The sequence below is a fragment of the Nocardia stercoris genome, from assembly GCF_003696265.1.
Lineage (GTDB): Bacteria > Actinomycetota > Actinomycetes > Mycobacteriales > Mycobacteriaceae > Nocardia > Nocardia stercoris.
Map to the genome: position 1 here is coordinate 26,669 of NZ_RFFH01000023.1, position 21,874 is coordinate 48,542.

The following is a 21,874-nucleotide window of genomic DNA, read 5'->3' on the forward strand; positions in this document are numbered from 1 at the left end:
GTGCTGGACGTCACGCTGTGACCCCTGTGGGGTGTGACACAGCCCGACAATATGTACCAAGCGCCCGACTCGAGATCAATCCCCCGAAAGTTGGAGGATTTCGGCGTCTCGAGCCGGACAGCAGGTCAGCCCAGATCTTTGAGCGAGGAGGCGGAGAAGGTCCGCCCCGGCTCGCGGTTCGCGAAGTACTTGCCGAGCGTGTCGGCCAGATCGGCGTCGGACCAGGCCGCGCCCTCCGCGTCGAAGCGCTGCTCGACCACGGGGGCCGCCATCAGCGCCACCATCGGCCCGTAGACCACGAACACCTGACCGCTGACTGCCTCGGCAGCGGGCGACGCCAGGAAGGTGACCAGGCGTGCGACATGTTCGGGGTCGAGCGGGTCGACATCACCCTCGGGTGCGTCGGCGAAAACGCCTGCCGTCATGCCGGTCCGGGCACGCGGGCAGATCGCGTTAGCCTTCACGCCGAAACGGGACAGGCCACGCGCGGCCGAGAGGGTCAGCGCCGTGATGCCGGCCTTGGCGGCACCGTAGTTGGCCTGACCTTCCGGGCCGAGCAGACCGGCCTCGGAGGAGGTGTTGATCAGGCGCGCGTAGACCGGGGCCTCGGCCTTCTTCGATGCCGCCCGCCAGTACGCCGCGGCGTTGCGGGTGAGCAGGAAGTGTCCGCGCAGGTGTACGGCCAGAACCGCGTCCCAGTCCTCGTCGGAGAGGTTGAACAGCATCCGGTCCCGGGTGATGCCCGCGTTGTTGACGACGATGTCGACCGAACCGAACTTCTCGTCGGCGGTGGCGATCATGGCGTCGGCGGTGGACCGTTCGGCGATGCTGCCGGCCACGAACTCGGCCCCGACACCGAGCGCCCGGATCTCCTCGAGCACCGCGTCGCCGCCGGAGAGGTCGTTGACCACGATGTTGGCGCCGGCGCGGGCCAGCGCCAGGGCCTCGGTGCGCCCGAGTCCGGAGCCGGCCCCGGTCACGAGGGCCACCTTGCCGTCAAGGGACCGTTCGACAGTTTCGCTTTGCTGGTTCACGGGGCTCGATTCTAGAACGTGTTTCACTGATCCGGCGAGGATTCGTCGAGCACCAGCGCCGCCCGCGGGCACTGCGCGACGGCTTCGCGAACGTCGTCCAGGCGATCGGCCGGGACATCGACGAGGGTCAGGTGCAGGACGTCCTGGTCGTCGAGTTCGAAGATGTCGGGGGCTATTCCGACGCAGACGGCGTTCGCCTCGCAGCGGTCGGTATCGATACTGAGCTTCATGTTGGCTCCTTCCTCACTTCAGCGTGAGCCTAACCCTGATTCGGGTGGACCCATAGACTAATACTGGAACAAGTTTCACTTCTTTCGTGTAATGATCGAAGCGACCGCCGAACTACGCGAGGGGAACCATGCGCATCGCCTACACCGCCGAGCAGGAAGCCCTGCGCGCAGAACTGCGCCAGTACTTCGCCGCGCTCATCACCCCGGAGCGCCGCGAGGCACTCGACGCAAAGGGTGGCGAGATCGGCCGCGGCGACGTCTACCGCGAGATCGTCAAGGACCTCGGCCGCGACGGCTGGCTGACCCTGGCCTGGCCGCGCGAGTACGGCGGGCAGGACCGACCGGTGATGGACCAGCTGATCTTCACCGACGAGGCCGCCACCGCGGGCGTCCCGATCCCGTTCCTCACCATCAACTCCGTGGCGCCGACGATCATGCACTACGGCACCGAGGAGCAGAAGAAGTTCTTCCTGCCCAAGATCGCCGCCGGTGAACTGCACTTCTCCATCGGCTACTCCGAGCCCGGCGCCGGCACCGACCTCGCCTCGCTGCGCACCCGCGCGGTCCGCGACGGCGACGAGTGGGTGATCAACGGGCAGAAGATGTGGACCAGCCTCATCCAGTACGCCGACTACATCTGGCTGGCGGCCCGCACCGACCCCGACGCCCGCAAGCACAAGGGCATCAGCATGTTCATCGTGCCGGCGACCGCCGAAGGCTTCTCCTACACGCCCGTGCACACCATGCCCGGCGTCGACACCAGCGCCACCTACTACCAGGATGTGCGCGTCCCGGCGGAGGCGCTGGTCGGCCCGGAGCACGGCGGCTGGTCGCTGATCACCAACCAGCTCAACCACGAACGCGTGGCGCTGACCTCGGCGGGACCGCTGCTGCATGCCCTCGAGCAGACCACGGAATGGGCACGAAACACCCGAGACGCGCAGGGTCGGCGCGTGATCGATCAGGAGTGGGTGCAGCTGCTGCTGGCCCAGGTGCACTCCGGTGTGTCCTACCTGCGTCTGCTCAACTGGGAAATCGCCTCGTCGGCCGACGCCGGCGGCGCCCCGCGGCCGTGGGACGCGTCCGCCTGCAAGGTGCTCGGCACCGAACTGGCGACCGAGGCGTACCGGCAGCTCATGGAGGTGCTCGGCCCGCAGGCGACGCTGCGCGCGGGCACCCCGGGCGCACAGCTGCGCGGCCGGCTCGAGCGCATGCACCGCGCCGCCCTCATCCTGACCTTCGGTGGCGGCACCAACGAAATCCAGCGCGACATCATCGCCATGACCGCCCTTCGCCAACCGGCCGCCGCCCGCTGACCTTCGAAAGCTGGAACCACTGATGGACTTCACCCCCACCGACGCCCAGCAGGAACTGGGCGGCCTGACCCGCGAGGTCTGCGGCAAACTGGTCACCGCGGACCGGCTGCGGGAACTGGACAAGGACGAGAACCGCTTCGACCCGCAGCTGTGGAAGGCACTGGCCGAGACGGGCGTGCTGGCCGCGACCCTGCCCGAAGCGGTCGGCGGCAGCGACTTCGGCGCGCAGGAGCAGACCGCGATCCTGCGCGAACTGGGCCGCGCCACCAACCCGGTCCCCTACCTGTGGTCGATCGCGCTCGCGGCCGACCTGCTCGCGACGCACGGCAGCCGCGCCCAGCAGGAGTGGGCCACCAAGGCCGCCGCGGGCGAGGTGATCCTGACCGTCGCGCTCAGCGAGGACCGCAACTGGGAACCCGAGCAGCCCGCGACCCAGGCGGTCGCCGCCGGCGACGGTTACGCCCTGACCGGCGTCAAGACCACCGTCCCGTATGCGGCCGAGGCCGCGCGGATCCTGGTGCCGGCCACGATCACCGACGGCGGCGACGTCGCGCTGTTCCTGGTCGACCCGGCCCAGCCGGGGGTACGCGGCGAGGCGCAGGAGATCGTCGACCACACCCCGGTGCAGCTGCTCGAATTCGACAACGCCGCAGCGGAACTCGTCGGCACGGTCGGCCCGGAGCTGGTCCGCCGGCTGTTCGAGCGGGCCTGGCTGGGCCTGGCCGCCGTGCAGCTCGGTGTCGTCGAGCGGGCTCTGGAACTGACCGCCGACTACGCCCGGGAGCGGGAGCAGTTCGGTCGCAAGATCGGCTCGTTCCAGGCGGTCGCGCAGCGGCTGGCCGACGGCTACATCAGCGTGCAGGGCCTGCGCCTGACCATCACCGAGGCCGCGTGGCGGGTCGCCGAGGGCCTGGACGCGACCGCCGCGATCCACACCGCCAAGTACTGGGCCGCCAAGGCCGGCCACGAGATCGCCCACACCGCGGTCCACGTCCACGGTGGTGTCGGTATCGACCGGGACCACGTGGTGCACAACTACTTCACCAGCGCGAAGGCCAACGAGTTCGCGCTCGGTGGCGCGACCGACCAGCTCCGCGGGATCGGAGCGGTGCTGGCCGCCGGCTGATCTGCGGCCGACTGAGACTCGCCTCGCGCGCTCGGCGAACGGACACACCTGAGCGCTGCGACGGCTGAGGCGAACCCCGTGCATTCATCGGATCTGTAGCGATGAATTCACGGGGTTCTGCTCGTCTGCACCCTTGTACATCCGCGCAGCGAGAGGACGGCCATGCCCACCAAAATGATCTTCGTGAACCTTCCCGTCGCGGATCTGGACCGGTCGAAGAGTTTCTATCGGGCGCTGGGCTGGCCGGTGAACGAGCAGTTCACCGACGACAACGCGGCCTGCGTGGTGGTCGACGACAACATCTGCCTGATGCTGCTGGTGCCGAAGTTCTTCGAGAGCTTCACCGGCCGCCCGATTCCGGACCGCGCCGCTGGCACCGGATCGCTCTACGCGCTGCTGCTCGGCAGCGCCGCCGAGGTCGATCAGCTGGTCACCGCCGCCCTGGCGTCCGGCGGCACCGAACACGTCGACGAGGACAAGCGCCGCCAGGAGCGCGCGGTCGGCATGCACGGCCGCACCTTCATCGACCCGGACGGCCACCATTGGGAACCGTTCTACATGCCACAACCGGGTGTGGTGTGCGAATCCGCGTGAGCCGACGAGGCTGAACGCGCACCGTTCGGGCGGCCGCGTCGCCGGTCGGGCGCGCGTCACTCCGTCGAGCACCGCATCGACGATGCCGTCGACGTCCGCCGGCTCGACTGCGCTGCCGCGCAACAGGATCCGGAACCACAGCGCGCCGGCGATCAGGTCCATCACCTGCGCCGGGTCCGCGGTGTGCGGTAGTTCGGCGCGGGCGACGGCTCGATCGAAGATCGGGCGTTCGCGCTCGAGGCGGTCGGCGCAGAAGCACTTCCGATGATGCGGCGTCGACCGCCGCAGCTTCGGAGCTGCGGCAGAGCCGGTCCTCAGCGCTGGGAGCAGCGTATTTTCCGAAACACACCGGGCTGCGGGCACATTCGCACACGGCCCGCAGGGGGTCGATCATTTAGTCGCACACAAACTAGTTGCAGAGAAACTAGTTTGTGTGCGACTATTGCAGCACAGCGACCACTACTCCCGGAGAGCGCGAGACTATGGACGGCATCACGAAGGCACTGATCATCGGCGGCGGTATCGCGGGCCCGGTGACGGCAATGGCATTGCAGCGGGCGGGCATCGAGGCGACGGTGTTCGAGGCGTACGACGGGCCCGCCACCGACGTGGGCGGCATGCTGACCGTGGCACCGAACGGACTCGCCGCACTGGACATCGTCGGTGCCGCCGCGGCGGTTCGCGCCGCGGGCCGGCCGCTGCACAGCATGGTCATGGAGACCGGCAGCGGACGGCAGCTGATGCGGGTCGACACCCTGCCCGGACTCGAGCCGAGCTGCCTGATCGCGCGCGCCGAACTGTTCCGGGTGCTCTACGAGCAGGCGGTGGCGTCGGGCATCCGGATCGAGCACGGCAAGCGTCTGGTCTCGGTCGACGAGCGGGCCGACGGCGTCGTCGCGCACTTCGCCGACGGCAGCAGCGCCGCGGGCGACATCCTGATCGGCGCCGACGGCATCCACTCGACCGTTCGCACGCTGGTCGATCCGGCGGCACCGGGCCCGGAGTACACCGGCCTGATGAGCTTCGGCTTCGGTGACTTCGACTCGGCCACCGGCATTTCCGGCGATGTCGATACGATGCACTTCGCCTTCGGCAAGCGGTCCTTCTACGGCTACTGGCGGCAGCCCGACGGCAGCGACGCCTTCTTCAGCAACTTCCCGCAGGCCGAGCCGATGACGCTGGCGCAGGCCAAGGCCGTGCCCGCCGCGGAGTGGCTGGCGAAGCTGCGCGCCTCGCATGTCGGGGACACTCCCGGCGAGCGGCTGTTCGCCGAGACCAGCGTGGAGCAGATGCTGGTGGCCGGCCCGATGGAACGGATGCCGCACGTGCCCAACTGGTATCGCGACCGGCTGGTACTCGTGGGCGACGCCGTGCACGCACCCTCGTCGAGCTCGGGCCAGGGCGCGTCACTGGCCATCGAGTCAGCGGTCGAGCTGGCCCGCTGCTTGCGCGACTTCGCCGACCCCACAGCCGCATTCGCGGCCTACGAGGGCCTGCGCCGGGAACGCGTGCAGGCCATCTCCGATCAGGCCGCCAAGACCAACAACGGCAAGACCTCCGGCTCGATCGCGAAGTTCTTCTTCGGCCTGGTGATGCCGATCGCCACCCGCACCTTCCTGCAGCCGGAGAAGATGTTCGGCCCGGTCCACCGCTTCCGCGTCGACTGGGACGCCAAGGCCTGCGACTGACCTGCGGCGAAAGATCAACTCCGCCGACGAAAGCCGCAGCGGCGGCGCGGCCCGGTCGGCTACCCGGCCGCCCCGCCCTCGGACGTGCTCACCCGAAGCTGCGGCTCCAACCCGAACAGCGGGAACAGCCGCTCGGTGTCGAGGAAGAAGTTCAGCCCGGTGATGACCTCGCCGTCGAGTTCCAGGACGGTGATCGACCACGGTTCCAGCACACCGGGTTCCGGGCCCGGCTTGTAGTGCCCGAACGCGGGCAAGCCGTTGGCGCCGGGCAACTGGACCATGCGCGAGCCCCGGCACTGCGAACCCACGGTGGTCATGAACCGGGCCACGTTCTGCGGACCCGAGATCCACAGGTCGAACGGCGGCATGGACAGCGCCACATCCTGTTTCAACAAGGCGGTCAGCCGGTCCATGTCGTAGGCCTCGAAGGCTTGCACGAAATCGCTCACCAGGGCGCGCTGCCGCTCGTCGGCGGCGTCGTAGCCGCCGGATTCGGCCGGCTGCACGGTCGACATGGTGGCCCGGGCGCGCTGCAGCGCACTGTTCACCGAGGCAGGCGACATGGTGAGGATGTCGGCGGTCTCGTTGGCGGAGAAGCGCAGCACCTCGCGCATGATGAGGATCGCGCGCTGGGTGGCCGGCAGATGCTGCACGGCCGCCACGAAGGCCAGGCGCAGCGTGTCCTTGGTGGCGGCGTGATCGGCCGGATCGGCGCCGAAGGCCAGCGCGTCGGGGATCGGCTCGATCCAGACGTAGTCCGGCTGCGGTGGGGGCAGCGGGGAGTCCGGCGTGGACGGGCCGTTGAGATCCATCGGCCGGGCGCGGCGCTGCGGGCCGTCGAGCATGTCGAGACAGACATTGGTCGTGATCTTGTACAGCCACGAGCGCAGGCTGGCCCGGCCCTCGAACGAGTCGTAGGCCTTCCACGCTCGGGTGAACGCCTCCTGTACCGCGTCCTCGGCCTCGAACGAGGAGCCGAGCATGCGGTAGGCGTAGGCGCACAGCTCGCGCCGATGCGGTTCGAACTGCTGCACCGCGGCGTCCGCACCCGAGCCGCCTGTTCGCGTCGTCGTCATGCGTCCACCATGACACGACCCACCGACAGATTTGAAGGGTCGCGTTCCCCCGCGAACGCCGAAGCCGGCCGGAACGCCCAGGTCGTGGGCTGTTCCGGCCGGCTTCGAGGTCGGCGCGACTACTTCGTGCTGCTGACGGGTGCGTCCTCGTCCGCGTCGCGGGACTCGGCGTGCTCCTTGGCCCAGCGGTAGTCGGGCTTACCGGCCGGCGAACGCTTGATCTCGTCGACGAACCACAGGCTGCGCGGCTGCTTGTAGGACGCGATGGTCTGGGTGAGGATCGGCCGCAGGTCGGCCAGGGTCGGGCGGACCTCGCCACGACACTGCACCACGGCGACCACCCGCTGGCCCCAGCGCTCGTCGGGCATGCCGACGACCAGGGCGTCGAAGATCTCCGGGTGCGCCTTGAGGGCACCCTCGACCTCCTCCGGGAAGATCTTCTCGCCACCGGAGTTGATGCTGACCGAACCGCGGCCGAGCATGGTGACCGTGCCGTCCTCCTCGACCCGCGCGAAGTCGCCCGGGATCGAGTAGCGCACGCCGTCGAACTCCTTGAAGGTCTCGGCCGTCTTGACCGGGTCCTTGTAGTAGCCGAGCGGGATGTGGCCGGTGCGGGCCAGCATGCCGATCTCGCCGGAACCGGCCTCGACCGGCTTGCCCTCGGCGGTGATCACCTTGGTGGCGGCGTCGATCTTGACGCGCGGGCCACCGCCGGTGGAGCCGCCCTTGGTCACGACCGACAGGCCACCGAAGCCGGTTTCCGAGGAGCCGATCGAGTCGGTGATCAGCGTGTTCGGCAGCAGCTCGAGGTACTTCTCCTTCAGCGCCGGCGAGAACAGGGCCGCGCTGGAGGCCACCGACCACAGGTTGGTGTGCTTGTAGGGCTCGCCGGTCTCCGGGTTGCCCTCGATGAGCGCGTCGAGCATCGGGCGGGCCATGGCGTCACCGGTGATGAACAGGACGTTGACGCCGTGGTTGTCGACGGCCTGCCAGACGCCGTGCCCGCTGAACTCGGGCAGCATGACGACCTTGCCGCCGTCGAAGAGGCTGTGGAAGGTGGCCCACTGCGAGCCGCCGTGGATCATCGGCGGGATCGGGTACCGGACCAGCTGCGGGTTCTCCGCGCCGACCCGGGACTGCTGGTACTCGTCCTCGATGCGCTCACCGGTGATGAAGTTGATGCCGCCACCGAGCACGCGCCACACGTCCTCGTGCCGCCACACGACGCCCTTGGGGAAGCCGGTGGTGCCGCCGGTGTAGACCATGAACAGGTCGTCAGGCGAACGCGTCTCGAAGTCGCGCTCGCCGTGCGAGGAGGCAAGGGCCGCTTCGTATTCCAGCGAGTCGCCGATCGGCAGGTCGGTGCCGTCCTCGACCACCAGCACGGTCTTCAGGTGCGGGGTCTTCGGGCGCACGTTGGCGACCTTGTCGCTGTAGCGGCGCTCGTGGATGAGCGCCACCATGTCGGAGTTCTCCACGAGGTATTGGAGTTCCGCCTCGACGTAGCGGTAGTTCACGTTCACCATCACGGCCCTGGCCTTGAAGATGGCGAGCATGGCCTCGACGGCGCCGGGGGTGTTGCGTGCGTACACGCCGACCTTGTCGCCGGGCTTGACGCCGTTGCTGCGCAGCAGGTGCGCGAGCCGGTTCGCCCGGTCCTCCAGTTCGGCGAAGGTCCACTGGCCGTTTTCGCCGGCGATCGCCACGCGGTCCGGAACGAGATCAACGACGTGTTCGACAAGGTCTGCGATGTTGTAACCCACGCGTCAAAATTAGAACCTGTTCTCGTTGCGCACAAGGTTATGACAGAAGTTCCCGAACTTTTCGTCGCGCGGGCTTCCCAGCCGAGTCGCACGGCAGCGCCGGAGGGCCCGTGAGCCCACCGGCGCTAGAACGCGTTCTACCCCTCGACAAGAGGTGCCATAAGGCGCAATTGATCCAAATCCCGGACGGTGATCAGCAGCATGGTGACCCCCGCCTGCTCCCAGCGCTTGATGCCCGCGCGCACCTCTTCGAGGTTGCCCACGATGGCGCACTCGGCGACCATCTCGTCGGGCACCGCGGCGACCGCCTCGGCCCGCTTACCGGCCTGGAACAGCGACGAGATCTCGTCGACCGCACTGTCGTAGCCCATCCGCCGGTAGACCCGCTCGTGGAAGTTCATCCCCGGCGCGCCCATGCCGCCGATGTACCACGCGGTGGCCGGCTTGAGCTTCGCGAGCTCGGTCGCCGGGTCGTCGGTGATCACCACCGGACAATGCGCGGCAACCTCGAAGTCGGCCCGGCTGCGGCGGGCGCCCTCGCGGGCGAAACCCTCGTCGAGCCACTCGTCGTACATCCCGGCCAGGCGCGGGGCGTAGTAGATGGCGAGCCAGCCGTCGGCGATCTCGGCGGTCATGGCCACATTCTTCGGACCCTCGGATCCGAGCCAAATGGGCAGGTCAGCGCGCAGCGGATGGGTGATCGACTTGAGCGGCTTGCCGAGACCGGTCGCGCCGGGGCCGTCGTAGGGCAGCCGGATCTGCGCCCCGTCGTTGATCACCGCAGCCTCGCGCGCGAGCACCTTCCGGATGACTCCGACGTACTCCCGGGTCCGCTGCAACGGCTTGGCGAACGGCTGGCCGTACCAGCCTTCCACCACCTGCGGGCCGGATACGCCGAGCCCGAGAATGTGCCGGCCGTTGCTGAGGTGATCCATCGTCAGGGCCGTCATGGCCGTGGATGCCGCGGTCCGCGCCGACAGCTGGACGACCGCCGTGCCCAGCCGCACCCGCTGGGTCTGCGAGCCCCACCAGGCCAGCGGCGTGAAGGCGTCCGACCCCCACGACTCGGCCGTGAACACCGCGTCGAAGCCGATCGACTCGGCCTCCTGAATCATCGGCACCGCGGCGTGCGGCGGTTGCGCACCCCAATATCCGAGTTGCAGTCCTAACCGCACTTCATGCTCCTTCCGAGCCAGCTCTTGCCACCAGAATAAGAACCTGTTCTACTCGAAATCGTGAATTCGGGTAAACAAACGCCTGTAGCGACCGTAGAGACGGACAGCCCGGACGTGCTCGCCGCCGAGCTACGGATGGCCTTCGACTACACCCGCTCGGTCGGACCGGTCATCGGCCGCTTCCTGACCGCCCTGCGGGCCGGGCAGATTCTGGGCGTACGCGGATCGGACGGCCGGGTCATCGTGCCACCGTCGGAATACGATCCGGTGACCGCCGCGCCGCTGGACGACTTCGTCGAGGTCGCGACCACCGGCACGGTGCGCTCGTGGTCCTGGGTGGCGCGGCCGCTGCCCGGCCAGCCGTTCGACCGTCCGTTCGGCTACGTGCTGGTCCGCCTCGACGGCGCCGACACCGACCTGCTGCACGCGATCGACGTGGCCTCGCCGGACGAGCTGAGCGTGGGCATGCGGGTGCGGGTGCGCTGGGCCGCCGAGCGCAAGGGCTCGATCCAGGACATCGCGTGCTTCGAACCCGGTGACACCGCGGTCGCGGCACCAGCGAACCCGGACGCCGACACCGAACCGGTCACCGGCATCGTGACGCCGATCGACTTGCGCTACAAGCACACCGCCTCCCCGGAGGAGTCGACCTATCTGCGCGGCCTGGCCGAGGGCAAGCTGCTGGGCGCCCGCTCGGCGGGTGGCAACGTGTACTTCCCGCCGCGTGGCGCGGACCCGATCGACGGTCAGCCCACGAAGGACTTCGTCGAACTGCCCGACACCGGCACCGTCACCACGTTCTGCATCGTGAACGTGCCCTTCATGGGTCAGCGGGTGAAGCCGCCGTACGTGGCCGCCTATGTCCTGCTCGACGGCGCGGACATCCCTGTGCTGCACCGGGTTCTGGGCATCGACCCGGCCGAGGTGCGCATGGGCCTGCGGGTGAAGGCGGTGTGGAAGCCTCGCGAGGAGTGGGGCCACACGGCGGAGAACCTGGACCACTTCGCGCCGAGCGGGGAACCGGACGCCGACTACGCGACTTTCGCGCGCCACCTCTAGAAGGATGCGATTCCATTGAGTGACAACTTCCCCGACGTCGCGATCGTCGGCTTCGCGCATGCGCCGCATGTGCCTGAGACGTTCGGCACCACCAACGGTGTCGAGATGCTCGCCCCCTGTTTCCGTAAGCTCTACGCGGACTTGAACATCGACAACTCCGACATCGGCTTCTGGTGCTCGGGCTCGTCGGATTACCTTGCCGGACGGGCCTTCTCGTTCATCTCCGCGATCGACGCGATCGGTGCCGTGCCGCCGATCAACGAGTCGCACGTCGAGATGGACGCGGCCTGGGCGCTGTTCGAGGCCTACGTCAAGATCCGGTCCGGTCAGGTGGACACCGCCCTGGTGTACGGCTTCGGCAAGCCCTCGGCGGGCACGCTGCGCCAGGTACTGACCATGCAGACCGACCCGTACCTGACCGCGCCGCTGTGGCCGGACGCCGATTCCATCGCCGGCCTGGCCGCCACGGCCGGTCTCGCGGCGGGCCGCTGGACCGAGCGGGACCTGGCCGCGGTCACCGCCGCCGACGACGCCGAGATCGAAAACCGTCTCGCCGCACCGTATGTGGCGCAGCCGCTGCGTGCGCACGACATCGCGCCGATCACCGACGGTGCCGCCGCGATCGTGCTGGCGGCCGGTGACAAGGCCCGTGAGCTGTGCGAGCGCCCGGCCTGGCTGACCGGTATCGCGCACCGCATCGACACCCCGATGCTGGGCGCGCGTGACCTGTCGACCTCTCCGTCGGCCGCGGCCGCCGCGAAGGCGGCGATCGGCGACGGCAGCACGGAGTTCGACGTGGCCGAGCTGCACGCGCAGTACAGCCACGAGCTGCTGATCCTGCGGGAGGCCCTGGGCCTGACCGACCGCACCCGGATCAACCCGTCGGGCGGCACGCTGGCCGGGAACCCGATGTTCGCCGCCGGTCTGGAGCGGCTCGGTTACGCGGCCACCGCCATCATGGACGGCTCCGCCGAGCGTGCCATCGCGCACGCGGCGAGTGGTCCTGCCCTGCAACAGAATCTGGTTGCAACCCTGTCGGCTTCGATCAGTGGGAGTAACTCATGAGCGAACGGAGTGAGCGAATCATGAGCCAGCGTGCCCGGCACATGACGGAGCCGAGCGTCAGCGAGGCGCAGTCATGAGTCGTCGTGTAGCGGTGCTGGGCACCGGACAGACACATCACGTGACGAAACGCACCGACGTGTCGATGGCCGGCATGATCCGCGAGGCGATCGACCGCGCGCTGATCGATTCCGGGCTGACCATGGCCGACATCGACGCCGTCGTGGTCGGTAAGGCGCCCGACCTCTTCGAGGGCGTCATGATGCCGGAGCTGTTCCTCGCCGACTCGATCGGCGCCACCGGCAAGCCGATGCTGCGCGTGCACACCGCCGGTTCGGTCGGCGCGTCCACCGGTATCGTCGCCGCCAACATGGTGCAGGGCGGCGTGTACGGCCGCGTGCTGGCCGTGGCGTGGGAGAAGCAGTCGGAATCCAATGCCATGTGGGCACTGTCGAATCCGGTGCCGTTCACCATGCCGGTCGGCGCGGGCGCGGGCGGTTACTTCGCCCCGCACGTGCGGTCCTACATCCACAAGTCCGGTGCGCCCACGCACATCGGCGCCATGGTCGCGGTGAAGGACCGGCGCGCCGGTGCCCGCAACCCGATGGCCCACCTGCATCAGCCCGACATCACCGTGGAATCGGTGATGAAGTCGCAGATGCTGTGGGACCCGATCCGGTTCGACGAGACCTGCCCGTCCTCCGACGGCGCCTGCGCCATCGTCCTCGGCGACGAGGACGCGGCGGCCAAGTCCCCCGGCCAGGTGGCCTGGGTGCACGCCACCGCGATGCGCACCGAGCCGCTGGCCTACTCCGGCCGCGACCAGGTGAGCCCGCAGGCCGGCCGGGACGCCGCCGCCGCGCTGTGGAAGCAGGCCGGGATCACCGACCCGTTCACCGAGATCGACGCGGCCGAGATCTACGTGCCGTTCTCGTGGTTCGAGCCGATGTGGCTGGAGAACCTCGGCTTCGCCGCGGAGCACGAGGGCTGGAAGCTCACCGAGGCCGGGGAGACCGCTCCCGATGGCCGGCTGCCGGTGAACCCGTCGGGCGGCGTGCTGTGCTCGAACCCGATCGGCGCCTCCGGCATGATCCGGATCGCCGAGTCGGCCCGGCAGGTCATGGGCCGCGCCGAGGACCATCAGGTCGACGGTGCGCGCAAGGCCTTCGGGCACGCGTACGGCGGTGGGTCGCAGTACTTCTCGATGTGGGTCGTGGGGAGCGAGAAGCCGTGAGCGGCGAACATCCGGCCGTGGTGGCGGGACTCGCCTCGCAGCAGGCCGTGCGGGCGCGGAACAAGGACGCGTGGCTGGACCTGTTCGCCGCGGACGGCAAGGTCGAGGACCCGATCGGCCCCTCCCCCTTCGACCCGGAGGGTGTCGGCCATCAGGGCCGGGAGGCGATCGGCGCGTTCTGGGACAAGGCGATCGCGCCCACCACGGAGATCGAGTTCCTGTTCGGCGACAAGTTCGCCTGCGGGTCCGAGGTCGCCTTCACCGGGCTGATCCGGACCCACATGGGCGGTCAGCTGATCGACGCCGAGGGCGTGTTCACCTACAAGGTGGACGCCGACGGCAAGATCCTCGCGCTGCGCGCGTTCTGGGAACTGGAGCGGGCCATGGCCACGTTCCGGCCCGACGAAAAAGCGACCGTGGAATAGATTCCACCGCAACGAAATTCGCCGCCCTCGAAATTCGGGGGCGGCGATTTCCGTTTCACCCGCCGGTCGAATTCGGCGCGGCGAAAACGACGGTGGGCGGACGAAGACGTGCGAGAAGCCGCACCCTCGTGGGGAGCGGCTCCTCGCACGGATTTTCGCCGGGCACACCGGTTCTCGCGTGTGCCACGAACTTTCAGCGTCGGCGGCGGCCGGCGCGGCGCACGGCGGTCGGACTCGCCGACCGGCGCACCGGCCCGGCGCGCACCACGCTGGGGCCTGCGTCAGGTAGTGACTAGTGCTTGACCGGGCAGCCGTTGCCGGTGAAGTCCATCGGGTATTCCTTGATGGCGTTCAGCCAGCCGGACTGCAGCCGGCGCGGGTCGCCGATCGCGGTGATGTTCGGCAGGTGGTCGGCGATCGCGTTGAAGATCAGGTCGATCTCCATGCGGGCCAGGTTGGCGCCGATGCAGTAGTGCGCGCCGGTGCCGCCGAAGGACAGGTGCGGGTTCGGGTCACGCAGGATGTCGAACTTCAGCGGGTCGGTGAACACGTCCTCGTCGAAGTTGGCGGCGCGGTAGTTCATGACCACCCGGTCGCCCTTCTTGATCTGCACACCACCGACCTCGGTGTCCTCCAAGGCGGTGCGCTGGAAGGCGCTCACCGGGGTGGCCCAGCGGATGATCTCGTCGGCGGCGGTCTTGGGGCGCTGCTCCTTGTAGATCTCCCACTGGTCGGGGTGCTCCATGAAGGCCATCATGCCCTGGGTGATGGCGTTGCGCGTGGTCTCGTTGCCGGCCACGGCCAGCAGGATCACGAAGAAGCCGAACTCCTCCGAGGTCAGCGATTCACCGTTGACGTCGGCGTTGACCAGCGCGGTGGCGATGTCGGTCTCCGGGTTGGCCTTGCGGGCCTCGGCCATCTGGTACGCGTAGCCGAGGATCTCGGTGGTGGCGACCAGCGGGTCGGCGGTGCTGTCCGGGTCGTCGTAACCGGTCATGTCGTTGGACCACTGGAAGAGCTTGCCGCGGTCTTCCTGCGGCACACCGATCAGCGCGGCGATGGCCTGCAGCGGCAGCTCGGCCGCGACGTTGGTGACGAAGTCGCCGTGGCCGGCCTCCTTGGCGGCGGCCACGATGGACTCGGCGCGCTCGAGCAGCTCGGCGCGCAGACCGTTGACCACGCGGGGTGTGAAGCCCTTCGAGATCAGCTTGCGCAGCACGGTGTGCTCCGGGGCGTCCTTGTTGAGCATCAGGATGCGCTGCATGTCGATCTGCTCGCGCTGGATGTCGTCCTGGAACCGCGGGATGGCGGTGTTCTCGTGACTCGAGAAGATCTCGCTGCGCAGCGAGACGTCCTTGACATCGGCGTGCTTCGTGATCAGCCAGAAGCCGCCGTCGTGGAAGCCGCCGGACGTACCGGACTGGGCGTTCCACCAGACCGGGGACTGCCGGCGGATCTTGGCCAACTCTTCTACCGGGATCCCCTCGCGCCACATGACGGGGTCGGTCGAATCGAAGCCGTCCGGCAAGCCGTCGATCGGACATGAGGCATGGACTTGAGCCACGGAAGCTCCCTTCGAAAAACTGGAACACGTTCTACACTTATTGAAGCACGGGCGGGGCTGCCAGTGAAGAGTATGGCCATCTACCGCCCGTGACAGGGAGAACTTGTTTCAATTCTAAGGAGAATCATGGGTACACCGGTCATCGTCGAGGCCGTCCGCACACCCATCGCCAAGCGAAACGGCTGGCTGTCGGGTCTGCACGCGGCCGAGCTGCTCGGTCTCGCCCAGCGCGGCGTGCTCGAGCGGGCCGAGCTCGACCCCGCCCTGGTCGAGCAGGTCATCGGCGGCTGCGTCACCCAGGCCGGCGAGCAGTCCAACAACGTCGCCCGGACCGCGTGGCTGCACGCGGGCCTGCCGTGGCAGACCGCGGCGAGCACCATCGACACCCAGTGCGGTTCGGCCCAGCAGGCCACCCACCTGATCGCGGGCCTGATCAACATCGGCGCCATCGAGGTCGGCATGTCCTGCGGCGTGGAACTGATGAGCCACGTGCCGCTGGGCGCCAACCTCAACCCCGAGGTGGCCGGCCCGCGCCGCCCGGCCAGCTGGAAGATCGACCTGCCCGACCAGTTCGGTGCCGCCGAGCGGATCGCGAAGCGGCGCGGCCTGACCCGCACCGACCTGGACCAGTTCGGTGTCGAGTCCCAGGCCAAGGCCGCGGCCGCGTGGGCCGAGGGCCGCTTCGACCGCGAAATCATCCCGGTGAAGGCCGAATTCGAGGGCCAGATCATGGACGTCACCCGCGACCAGGGTCTGCGCGAGACCACGCTCGAGGGCCTGGCGAAGCTGCGCTCGGTCGCCGAGGGCGGATTGCACACGGCCGGAACGTCTTCGCAGATCTCCGACGGTGCCGCCGCGGTACTGCTGATGGACTCCGAGGTCGCCGAGCGCAACGGCCTGCGCCCGCGGGCGCGCATCGTCGCGCAGTGCGTGGTCGGCGCCGAGCCGGAATTCCACCTCGACGGCCCGGTCCAGGCGACCACCCGCTTGCTGGAGAAGACCGGAATGAGCATGTCGGACATCGACATCTTCGAGATCAACGAGGCATTCGCGGCAGTTCCCTTGTCCTGGGCCAAGGTTCACAACCCGGACATGAGCCGGGTGAATGTGAACGGTGGCGCAATCGCACTCGGACATCCGGTCGGCAGCACCGGCGCGCGGCTTATCACCACCGCCCTGCACGAACTCGAGCGTTCCGACAAATCGGTCGGAATGATCCTCATGTGCGCCGGTGGCGCACTTGCGACCGGCACCGTGATCGAGCGGATGTAAGTACATCTGAGTTTACGGCCGAGTTGAACATTCATCTCACTGCTGTTCGGAAGTGGCGTACGACACACAATGTCGTGTACAGATGACTTCTCACCGGGTCAGCTACCTTCAAGTTACTGCCGGTTTGAACCCGTACGCCCTTCCGACAAGCTAGAATCCGGTGTGACGTAGGTGTACCAGCGGTCATCACGGTGACCCGCAAACGTCACATCGGTCACAGGGACTCGGACGTGTCGACCGGAGGCAGTTAGGAAATTGCGAAACAGGCGTAGGTTTTCAGTTACTTAGCCGCTAATATCAATGATACGTATCCGAGATAACGTCTGTAGTACAGCGAAGGGAATTGGGCGGCTCACAATGGCTGATTTTGCGGCGCGGCTGAACAAGCTGTTCGAAACGGTGCATCCCCCCGGGCGGAAGCCGCACACCAACGCCGAGGTCGCAGCTGCGCTGACGGCCTCCGGTCATCCGATCTCCAAACCGTATCTCTCGCAGTTGCGGTCGGGACAGCGGACGAATCCGTCCGACGAGACGGTGGCCGCTCTGGCGAAGTTCTTCAAGGTCAAGCCTGACTACTTCTTCAACGACATCTACGCGGCCAAGATCGATCACGATCTCGAGCTGCTGTCCCAGCTGCAGGGCTACGGACTGCGTCGGTTGTCGAGTCGGGCGTTCGATCTGTCGGAGGAATCGCAGAACCTCCTCACCTCGATGGCCGAGAAGCTGCGGGCGAGCGAGGGGCTGCCCGAGATCCCGCCGGACGGAACCGAATAGCAGGGGCGCGAGGGGGTACGTGGTGCGGTCACTCGGGACCGCACCATCTTTCGTATCCGGGCGTGGAGCGAGCCGACCGTAGGGCCGCGGCCGAGTAGGGGGCTGGGGCGGTTCGATCCTCGTCACCGCCCGTTCGTGCGCCGGCAATGCTCGGTTCACGCTTCGATGACACATCATGACCCGGGCCACAATTCGCCCGAATCGGGCGAACGCCCGGCAGATGTGACCCAGCGCGCACCAGAATGCCCGCGCAGTCGCGTCACCGACCCGCCGCGGCTCGAGCCGGCTCGGATGCCCGGCACACCTCGAACTCCCGCGCGATCGCCTGCACCCAGCCGCGCGGACTCACGCCCTCGGGCGGTGAGATCCACCGGGCGTCGATCACCAGCTCACCGAGCGGATTGTGCGCCCACCGCGCCACCCGGTTCGCCCGCTCCGGCACCGACTCCGGCGGCACACCGGCCGCGGCCAGCTCCACACCGCCACCGGACTGCAGATACAGCGCGTCCATGATCTGCGCGATCTGATCCGACGCCTTCAGCTGCGTCGCGGTACCACCCGACTCGTGGGCCATCACCTCGGGGAACCGTTCCAGCATGGTCTTGTGCAGGCCACGAATTCGCCGCAGCAGCAGGCGGGCCCGCACCCACAGCTCGATCACGATCCACACCGCGCCGAGCGCGATCAGCAGCGCCGCCACCTGCCACACCGGCCAGAACCAGCCCGGATCCGCAGGCCGAGCCTGCTCCTCCCCCACCAGGATTTGCCGGATCGAGGCCACCGCCAGCCCGGCCACCACCACGGTCCCGGTGGTGTAGAGCGCGATCCCGCGGCCCAGTGCGGTCCAATCCAGGTGGCGCGCACCAGTGATCGCGATGAACACACAGCTGAAAGCCACCATCACCCAGCCGAAGATCAGTGACCAGGCCATGGTCACCAGGATCGCGGTCAGACCGGTGCCGTAGATCAGCCGCGCGATCTGGCCGAGATTGCGGCGCGACACGATCGGCCAGGCCGCCGCGGCGACCACCGAGGTGGCCGTACCGAACAGCACCCACGCCGAGGTGACCACCCGGTCGGCGACCATCACGCCGCCGATTCCCTTGCCGTACAGGTGATCCACGGCCAGGCCGACCTCCGGGATAGCGACCGTCGCCGCGGTGGCCACGGCCGCCACCGCCACCACGATGGCGGTGCGGGCAGTGGTCGCCGGTTTGACCAGGACCCGGCCGACGCGCGCGCCGGCCGCCATCCAGATCACCAGTGCGACAAGCCAGAAGGTCACGGCAGTGCTTCCTCTCTCTGTCTTCCCACCGGCGCCGCTTCGACCGCGGGTGCCGCCGCCACGCGTGCCCCCAACCCGTGGGACATCATCCGAGCGCTTCGTCGAATCGCAGCACCGAGACTCCGGCGCCCCGGCTGTGGAACACCCGCAGGCGGGTCATCAGCATGCTGGCGAACGTCTCCGCCTCCCACTCAGCGCGTTCGTCCTCTCCGAGATCCACGATCTGCTGGTGCGAACGCTGGCTGAGCATGTAGGCGATCAGATCGTCACTGGCCTCGAGCACCACGTCGGCCGCCGCCTCGCCGGGATGGTCGAAGACGATGTGGCCCAGCTCGTGCGCCAGCGTGTGCTCGCGCGACGGCAGCGCCTGCGCGAGCACGATCACATCCTTCTCCGGATAACTGCGGCGCTGACCGCACACGCCGGGACCCAGCTGGGCACTGGCGATCTCGATCGGCCGTCGCCGCTCCGCGGAGATCGCGAGCACCACCTCGTCGAGCGTGGTGGCGTCGAAATCACCGGCCACGGCGCAGACCGCGTCGACCGCGGCGGCGACCCTGCGGTACGACCGGTGACCCTGAATCCTGCTCTCGGTCATCGTCGCCTCCTGCCTACGGTGCGCTGCTGCGAGCCCGGTCTCGTCGAACGCGGCCGAATCTGCCGGGACCGTGCCGAACCCGGGCTCCGCCGCTCGACGCGCAGCCGAATTGCCCTGCACAGTGCCGAACCTGGCATCCGCCGCTCGACACGCAGCCGAATCGCCTCGGCCGATCTCATCCGCCTCACGGGCGCGGTCCGAAGAAGGCGGCGCGGGCGGCGTCGACGCGGGCTTGCGCCGCGGACGCGCTCTGGAAGCTGACGACACCGGAACCGGCTGCGGCCAAAGCCATTGCGGCGATGCCGCCGACCACGGTCAGCAGGTCGGCGGGCAGCAGCGGGCTGCTGTCGGAGGTGGGCCGGATCTGCGGGTTCGGGGGCTGCGCGAGCACCGGTGGCGGCGCCACGGCGGGCGGCGGCGGTGGCGGCGGTGGCGGTGGCGGTGCCAGGGCCGGCGGCGGGGCGAGGACCGGGATCGCCGGCAGTGGCGGTGCCGCGATCACGGGCAGCGGTGGCGGGGCCGGCATCGCGGGAACCGGCGGGGGGCGCAGCAGCAGGAGCAGCAGCCAGGGCGCCGCCGAACCTACTGCGGCACTGCCCAATACGGCGGACCCGGCGCCGCCCACCGCGGAACCCGTTCCGCCGACCACGGACCCGGTGGTGCCGACCGCCGAGCCGACACCCGCCGAGCCGAGGGCCCCCACGCCCAGCGCGGCGGAACCTGTGGCCGCGGAGCCGGCCGCGGCGGAGCCTGCCCCAGCGGAACCCGCTGCGGCGGAACCGATTCCGGCCGAGCCTGGAACGATCGAGGAGCCGAGACCCGCGGAACCGGTGCCGAGCAGCAGGTCGAGCAGGCCGGCCGGATGTTCACCGGGCACGCCCCGAGCCGGCCGTTCACCCGAGCCCGAGTCCGGCCGGTCACCGGCGTCCGCGTCGTCGCCGGGGGCGGAACCGCGCCCCGGTACCGACGTGTCACCCGGAATGCGCAGCGGAATCGGGTACGGCGCACCGGAATCGCCGCCGTCGGACCCGTCACCGGCGTCGGCACGGCCCGGGTGCGGTCCCCGCGCGGGGACCGGCAGATGGGGCGAACCTGTTCGGCCGGAACGATCTTCGCGACCCGGGACGTCCGCGCCGAGGTGTCCGCGCGGTCCGCCGGCCTGCCGGTCGTCCGAACCACCGGGCGAGCAATGCGCGCAACCGTCGTTACCCGGGTGCGCGAAGGCGAATGCGGGAGCGAGCAGCCCGTAGCCGGACACGATCCCGGCCACCGCAACCACGCGCATCCAGCGCCGTCCGGCCATGCGCCTGCCTTCCCCTCGGGTATCCGGCCGCGCAGCTCCACCCGCTGCGCCGATATCCGACGGCCCAGCTCAGTTCATCGGATCGCGATCATCATAGCTGCCGAAAATTAGCTCGCAGCCCGAGATCGCGTGACGCACATCACTTTACGAGCCGTTTACTGATAACGGAACCGCCCGGTCACCCTACCGAAAACCCGAATTCACCCACCCCCACCCCACATTTGCCCACCTCACCGCTGCGCCCGCTCCTCCCGGCGCGAGCGCACCCGCAACCGGAACCCCCGAAACGCGAGGTGCCGCTCGGGACGTCTCCCGAGCGGCACCTGTTGCGGCGCAGTGATTCCTACGCGCCGAAGACGGGCTCCGGCGGGGTGGCGCGGGCCAGCAGGTCGCGGACGGCGACGCCGAGCTTGGCCGGCTCCCAGCGGGCGCCGTTGTCGACCGAGACGCCGTGGCGCCAGCCGTCGGCGATCGTGACCATGCCGCCCTCGACCTCGAACATCCGGCCGGTGACACCGGCGGAGTCGGTGCTGCCCAGCCACACGACCAGCGGGGAGACGTTGCCCGGCGCCTTGGCGTCGAAACCGTCGACCGGCGCGGCCATGTCGGCGGCGAAGACGGTCTCGGTCATGCGGGTGCGGGCGACCGGCGCGATGGCGTTGACGGTGATGTCGTAGCGGGCCAGCTCGGCGGCCGCGGTCAGCGACAGTGCCGCGATACCGGCCTTGGCGGCGGCGTAGGCGGCCTGGCCGACGCTGCCCTGCAGGCCGGCGCCGGAGCTGGTGTTGATGATGCGGGCGTCGACCGGGCGGCCGGCCTTGTGCTCACCGCGCCAGTAGGCGGAGGCGTGCTTCATGGTGGCGGCGTGGCCCTTGAGGTGCACGCGGATGACCGCGTCCCACTCGTCTTCCTGAATGTTGACGACCATGCGGTCGCGCACGAAACCGGCGTTGTTGACCAGCACGTCGAGGCCACCGAAGGTGGAGACGGCCTGCTCGACCAAGCGCTGCGCGCCGTTCCAGTCGGCGATGTCGTCGGTGTTGACGACGGCCTTGCCGCCGGCCGCGACGATCTCGGCCACCACCTGCTCGGCGGGGGTCTCGCCGCCGTCCACGCCGTCGAGGGCGACGCCGAGGTCGTTCACCACGACGTTGGCCCCGGCGGCGGCGAAGGCGAGGGCGTGCTCGCGGCCGATGCCGCGTCCGGCGCCGGTCACGATCACGGTGCGGCCGGCGCACAGCAGGGCGTTGTCACTCATGTCTGTCTCGTTTCTTGTTGTGAGGCCGTGTATTTCGG

Annotated in this window: 20 protein-coding genes and 1 pseudogene; 10 read left to right on the plus strand and 11 right to left on the minus strand. The window is 68.9% G+C overall.

Annotated elements, in window-relative coordinates; translation table 11 throughout:
* Positions 1–125: 125 nt before the first annotated feature.
* Both EBN03_RS30815 and EBN03_RS30820 read right to left on the minus strand, forming a co-directional pair.
* Positions 126–1,034: a 3-oxoacyl-ACP reductase gene (locus EBN03_RS30815; RefSeq protein ID WP_122191683.1), complete on the minus strand. Its 909-nt coding sequence runs from the start codon at positions 1,032–1,034 to the stop codon at positions 126–128.
* Between the two features lie 23 nt (positions 1,035–1,057).
* Positions 1,058–1,264 carry a ferredoxin gene (locus EBN03_RS30820; protein ID WP_122191684.1) on the minus strand — a complete coding sequence of 69 codons (207 nt, stop codon included), beginning with the start codon at positions 1,262–1,264 and terminating at the stop codon, positions 1,058–1,060.
* Between the two features lie 128 nt (positions 1,265–1,392).
* On the opposite strand from EBN03_RS30820, the gene EBN03_RS30825 reads away from it, so the two are divergent.
* From EBN03_RS30825 to EBN03_RS30835, 3 genes are all read left to right on the plus strand, one after another.
* On the plus strand, positions 1,393–2,580 hold the full coding sequence (locus EBN03_RS30825; protein WP_122191685.1) for an acyl-CoA dehydrogenase family protein: 1,188 nt from the start codon (positions 1,393–1,395) through the stop codon (positions 2,578–2,580).
* 22 nt (positions 2,581–2,602) lie between these two features.
* Positions 2,603–3,706 carry an acyl-CoA dehydrogenase family protein gene (locus EBN03_RS30830; protein WP_122191686.1) on the plus strand — a complete coding sequence of 368 codons (1,104 nt, stop codon included), beginning with the start codon at positions 2,603–2,605 and terminating at the stop codon, positions 3,704–3,706.
* A 162-nt stretch (positions 3,707–3,868) separates the two neighbouring features.
* Positions 3,869–4,300, plus strand: a complete 432-nt coding sequence (locus EBN03_RS30835) for a VOC family protein (protein ID WP_122191687.1) — start codon at positions 3,869–3,871, stop codon at positions 4,298–4,300.
* An 81-nt stretch (positions 4,301–4,381) separates the two neighbouring features.
* On the opposite strand, the pseudogene EBN03_RS35930 reads toward EBN03_RS30835, so the two are convergent.
* Positions 4,382–4,663: pseudogene (locus tag EBN03_RS35930) on the minus strand (TetR-like C-terminal domain-containing protein); the annotation flags it as partial.
* Between the two features lie 119 nt (positions 4,664–4,782).
* Between EBN03_RS35930 and EBN03_RS30845 the strand changes: the two are divergent.
* On the plus strand, positions 4,783–5,988 hold the full coding sequence (locus EBN03_RS30845) for an FAD-dependent monooxygenase (protein ID WP_122191688.1): 1,206 nt from the start codon (positions 4,783–4,785) through the stop codon (positions 5,986–5,988).
* Positions 5,989–6,047: 59 nt separating this feature from the next.
* Here the strand turns inward: EBN03_RS30845 and EBN03_RS30850 are convergent, their stop codons facing one another.
* The 3 genes from EBN03_RS30850 to EBN03_RS30860 form a co-directional block, all read right to left on the minus strand.
* The gene (locus tag EBN03_RS30850; protein ID WP_122191689.1) at positions 6,048–7,064 is read right to left on the minus strand and encodes a sigma-70 family RNA polymerase sigma factor; all 1,017 of its coding nucleotides are present in this window, start codon (positions 7,062–7,064) and stop codon (positions 6,048–6,050) included.
* 119 nt (positions 7,065–7,183) lie between these two features.
* The gene (locus EBN03_RS30855) at positions 7,184–8,827 is read right to left on the minus strand and encodes an acyl-CoA synthetase (RefSeq protein ID WP_122191690.1); all 1,644 of its coding nucleotides are present in this window, start codon (positions 8,825–8,827) and stop codon (positions 7,184–7,186) included.
* Between the two features lie 137 nt (positions 8,828–8,964).
* Positions 8,965–10,002 (minus strand): LLM class F420-dependent oxidoreductase, encoded by a 1,038-nt coding sequence (locus EBN03_RS30860; protein WP_122191691.1) that lies wholly within the window; start codon positions 10,000–10,002, stop codon positions 8,965–8,967.
* A gap of 135 nt (positions 10,003–10,137) precedes the next feature.
* Between EBN03_RS30860 and EBN03_RS30865 the strand changes: the two genes are divergently transcribed.
* The 4 genes from EBN03_RS30865 (at position 10,138) to EBN03_RS30880 (ending at position 13,782) form a co-directional block, all read left to right on the plus strand.
* Positions 10,138–11,061 (plus strand): Zn-ribbon domain-containing OB-fold protein, encoded by a 924-nt coding sequence (locus EBN03_RS30865; RefSeq protein WP_122191749.1) that lies wholly within the window; start codon positions 10,138–10,140, stop codon positions 11,059–11,061.
* Positions 11,062–11,076: 15 nt separating this feature from the next.
* On the plus strand, positions 11,077–12,126 hold the full coding sequence (locus EBN03_RS30870; RefSeq protein WP_122191692.1) for a thiolase domain-containing protein: 1,050 nt from the start codon (positions 11,077–11,079) through the stop codon (positions 12,124–12,126).
* 73 nt (positions 12,127–12,199) lie between these two features.
* Entirely contained in the window at positions 12,200–13,357 is a 1,158-nt protein-coding gene (locus EBN03_RS30875; protein ID WP_122191693.1) for a thiolase domain-containing protein, read from the plus strand.
* On the plus strand, positions 13,354–13,782 hold the full coding sequence (locus EBN03_RS30880) for a nuclear transport factor 2 family protein (protein ID WP_122191694.1): 429 nt from the start codon (positions 13,354–13,356) through the stop codon (positions 13,780–13,782). Before EBN03_RS30875 ends, EBN03_RS30880 begins: the two co-directional genes overlap by 4 nt.
* A gap of 292 nt (positions 13,783–14,074) precedes the next feature.
* On the opposite strand, the gene EBN03_RS30885 is transcribed toward EBN03_RS30880, so the two are convergent.
* Complete coding sequence (locus EBN03_RS30885; RefSeq protein WP_122191750.1) at positions 14,075–15,277, minus strand: cytochrome P450; 1,203 nt, start codon at positions 15,275–15,277, stop codon at positions 14,075–14,077.
* 195 nt (positions 15,278–15,472) lie between these two features.
* Here EBN03_RS30885 and EBN03_RS30890 point away from each other — a divergent pair, with 195 nt between their 5' ends.
* Together EBN03_RS30890 and EBN03_RS30895 are read left to right on the plus strand one after the other, a co-directional pair.
* Positions 15,473–16,618: a steroid 3-ketoacyl-CoA thiolase gene (locus EBN03_RS30890; protein ID WP_122191695.1), complete on the plus strand. Its 1,146-nt coding sequence runs from the start codon at positions 15,473–15,475 to the stop codon at positions 16,616–16,618.
* Between the two features lie 357 nt (positions 16,619–16,975).
* Positions 16,976–17,392, plus strand: coding sequence for a helix-turn-helix domain-containing protein (locus EBN03_RS30895; RefSeq protein ID WP_011207048.1), 417 nt, complete (start codon positions 16,976–16,978; stop codon positions 17,390–17,392).
* A 259-nt stretch (positions 17,393–17,651) separates the two neighbouring features.
* Here the strand turns inward: EBN03_RS30895 and EBN03_RS30900 are convergent, their stop codons facing one another.
* From EBN03_RS30900 to EBN03_RS30920, 4 genes are all read right to left on the minus strand, one after another.
* Positions 17,652–18,677: a hypothetical protein gene (locus EBN03_RS30900; RefSeq protein WP_122191696.1), complete on the minus strand. Its 1,026-nt coding sequence runs from the start codon at positions 18,675–18,677 to the stop codon at positions 17,652–17,654.
* 85 nt (positions 18,678–18,762) lie between these two features.
* A complete protein-coding gene (locus EBN03_RS30905; RefSeq protein WP_122191697.1) occupies positions 18,763–19,275 on the minus strand; it encodes an ImmA/IrrE family metallo-endopeptidase in 513 nt (170 codons plus the stop codon).
* Between the two features lie 184 nt (positions 19,276–19,459).
* Entirely contained in the window at positions 19,460–20,578 is a 1,119-nt protein-coding gene (locus EBN03_RS33895; RefSeq protein ID WP_147471768.1) for a hypothetical protein, read from the minus strand.
* A 343-nt stretch (positions 20,579–20,921) separates the two neighbouring features.
* Positions 20,922–21,836, minus strand: coding sequence for an SDR family oxidoreductase (locus EBN03_RS30920; RefSeq protein WP_122191700.1), 915 nt, complete (start codon positions 21,834–21,836; stop codon positions 20,922–20,924).
* Positions 21,837–21,874 lie beyond the last annotated feature (38 nt).

What these genes read in the sequence shown, in the direction of transcription:
- EBN03_RS30885 (WP_122191750.1), bottom strand. Translation starts at nt 15,277, where the DNA reads ATGTGGCGCGAGGGGATCCCGGTAGAAGAGTTGGCCAAGATCCGCCGG.
- EBN03_RS30845 (WP_122191688.1), top strand. Translation starts at nt 4,783, where the DNA reads ATGGACGGCATCACGAAGGCACTGATCATCGGCGGCGGTATCGCGGGC.
- EBN03_RS30820 (WP_122191684.1), bottom strand. Translation starts at nt 1,264, where the DNA reads ATGAAGCTCAGTATCGATACCGACCGCTGCGAGGCGAACGCCGTCTGC.
- EBN03_RS30895 (WP_011207048.1), top strand. Translation starts at nt 16,976, where the DNA reads ATGGCTGATTTTGCGGCGCGGCTGAACAAGCTGTTCGAAACGGTGCAT.
- EBN03_RS30905 (WP_122191697.1), bottom strand. Translation starts at nt 19,275, where the DNA reads ATGACCGAGAGCAGGATTCAGGGTCACCGGTCGTACCGCAGGGTCGCC.
- EBN03_RS30825 (WP_122191685.1), top strand. Translation starts at nt 1,393, where the DNA reads ATGCGCATCGCCTACACCGCCGAGCAGGAAGCCCTGCGCGCAGAACTG.
- EBN03_RS30890 (WP_122191695.1), top strand. Translation starts at nt 15,473, where the DNA reads ATGGGTACACCGGTCATCGTCGAGGCCGTCCGCACACCCATCGCCAAG.
- EBN03_RS30830 (WP_122191686.1), top strand. Translation starts at nt 2,603, where the DNA reads ATGGACTTCACCCCCACCGACGCCCAGCAGGAACTGGGCGGCCTGACC.
- EBN03_RS30920 (WP_122191700.1), bottom strand. Translation starts at nt 21,836, where the DNA reads ATGAGTGACAACGCCCTGCTGTGCGCCGGCCGCACCGTGATCGTGACC.
- EBN03_RS30875 (WP_122191693.1), top strand. Translation starts at nt 12,200, where the DNA reads ATGAGTCGTCGTGTAGCGGTGCTGGGCACCGGACAGACACATCACGTG.
- EBN03_RS30850 (WP_122191689.1), bottom strand. Translation starts at nt 7,064, where the DNA reads ATGACGACGACGCGAACAGGCGGCTCGGGTGCGGACGCCGCGGTGCAG.
- EBN03_RS30865 (WP_122191749.1), top strand. Translation starts at nt 10,138, where the DNA reads ATGGCCTTCGACTACACCCGCTCGGTCGGACCGGTCATCGGCCGCTTC.
- EBN03_RS30835 (WP_122191687.1), top strand. Translation starts at nt 3,869, where the DNA reads ATGCCCACCAAAATGATCTTCGTGAACCTTCCCGTCGCGGATCTGGAC.
- EBN03_RS33895 (WP_147471768.1), bottom strand. Translation starts at nt 20,578, where the DNA reads ATGGCCGGACGGCGCTGGATGCGCGTGGTTGCGGTGGCCGGGATCGTG.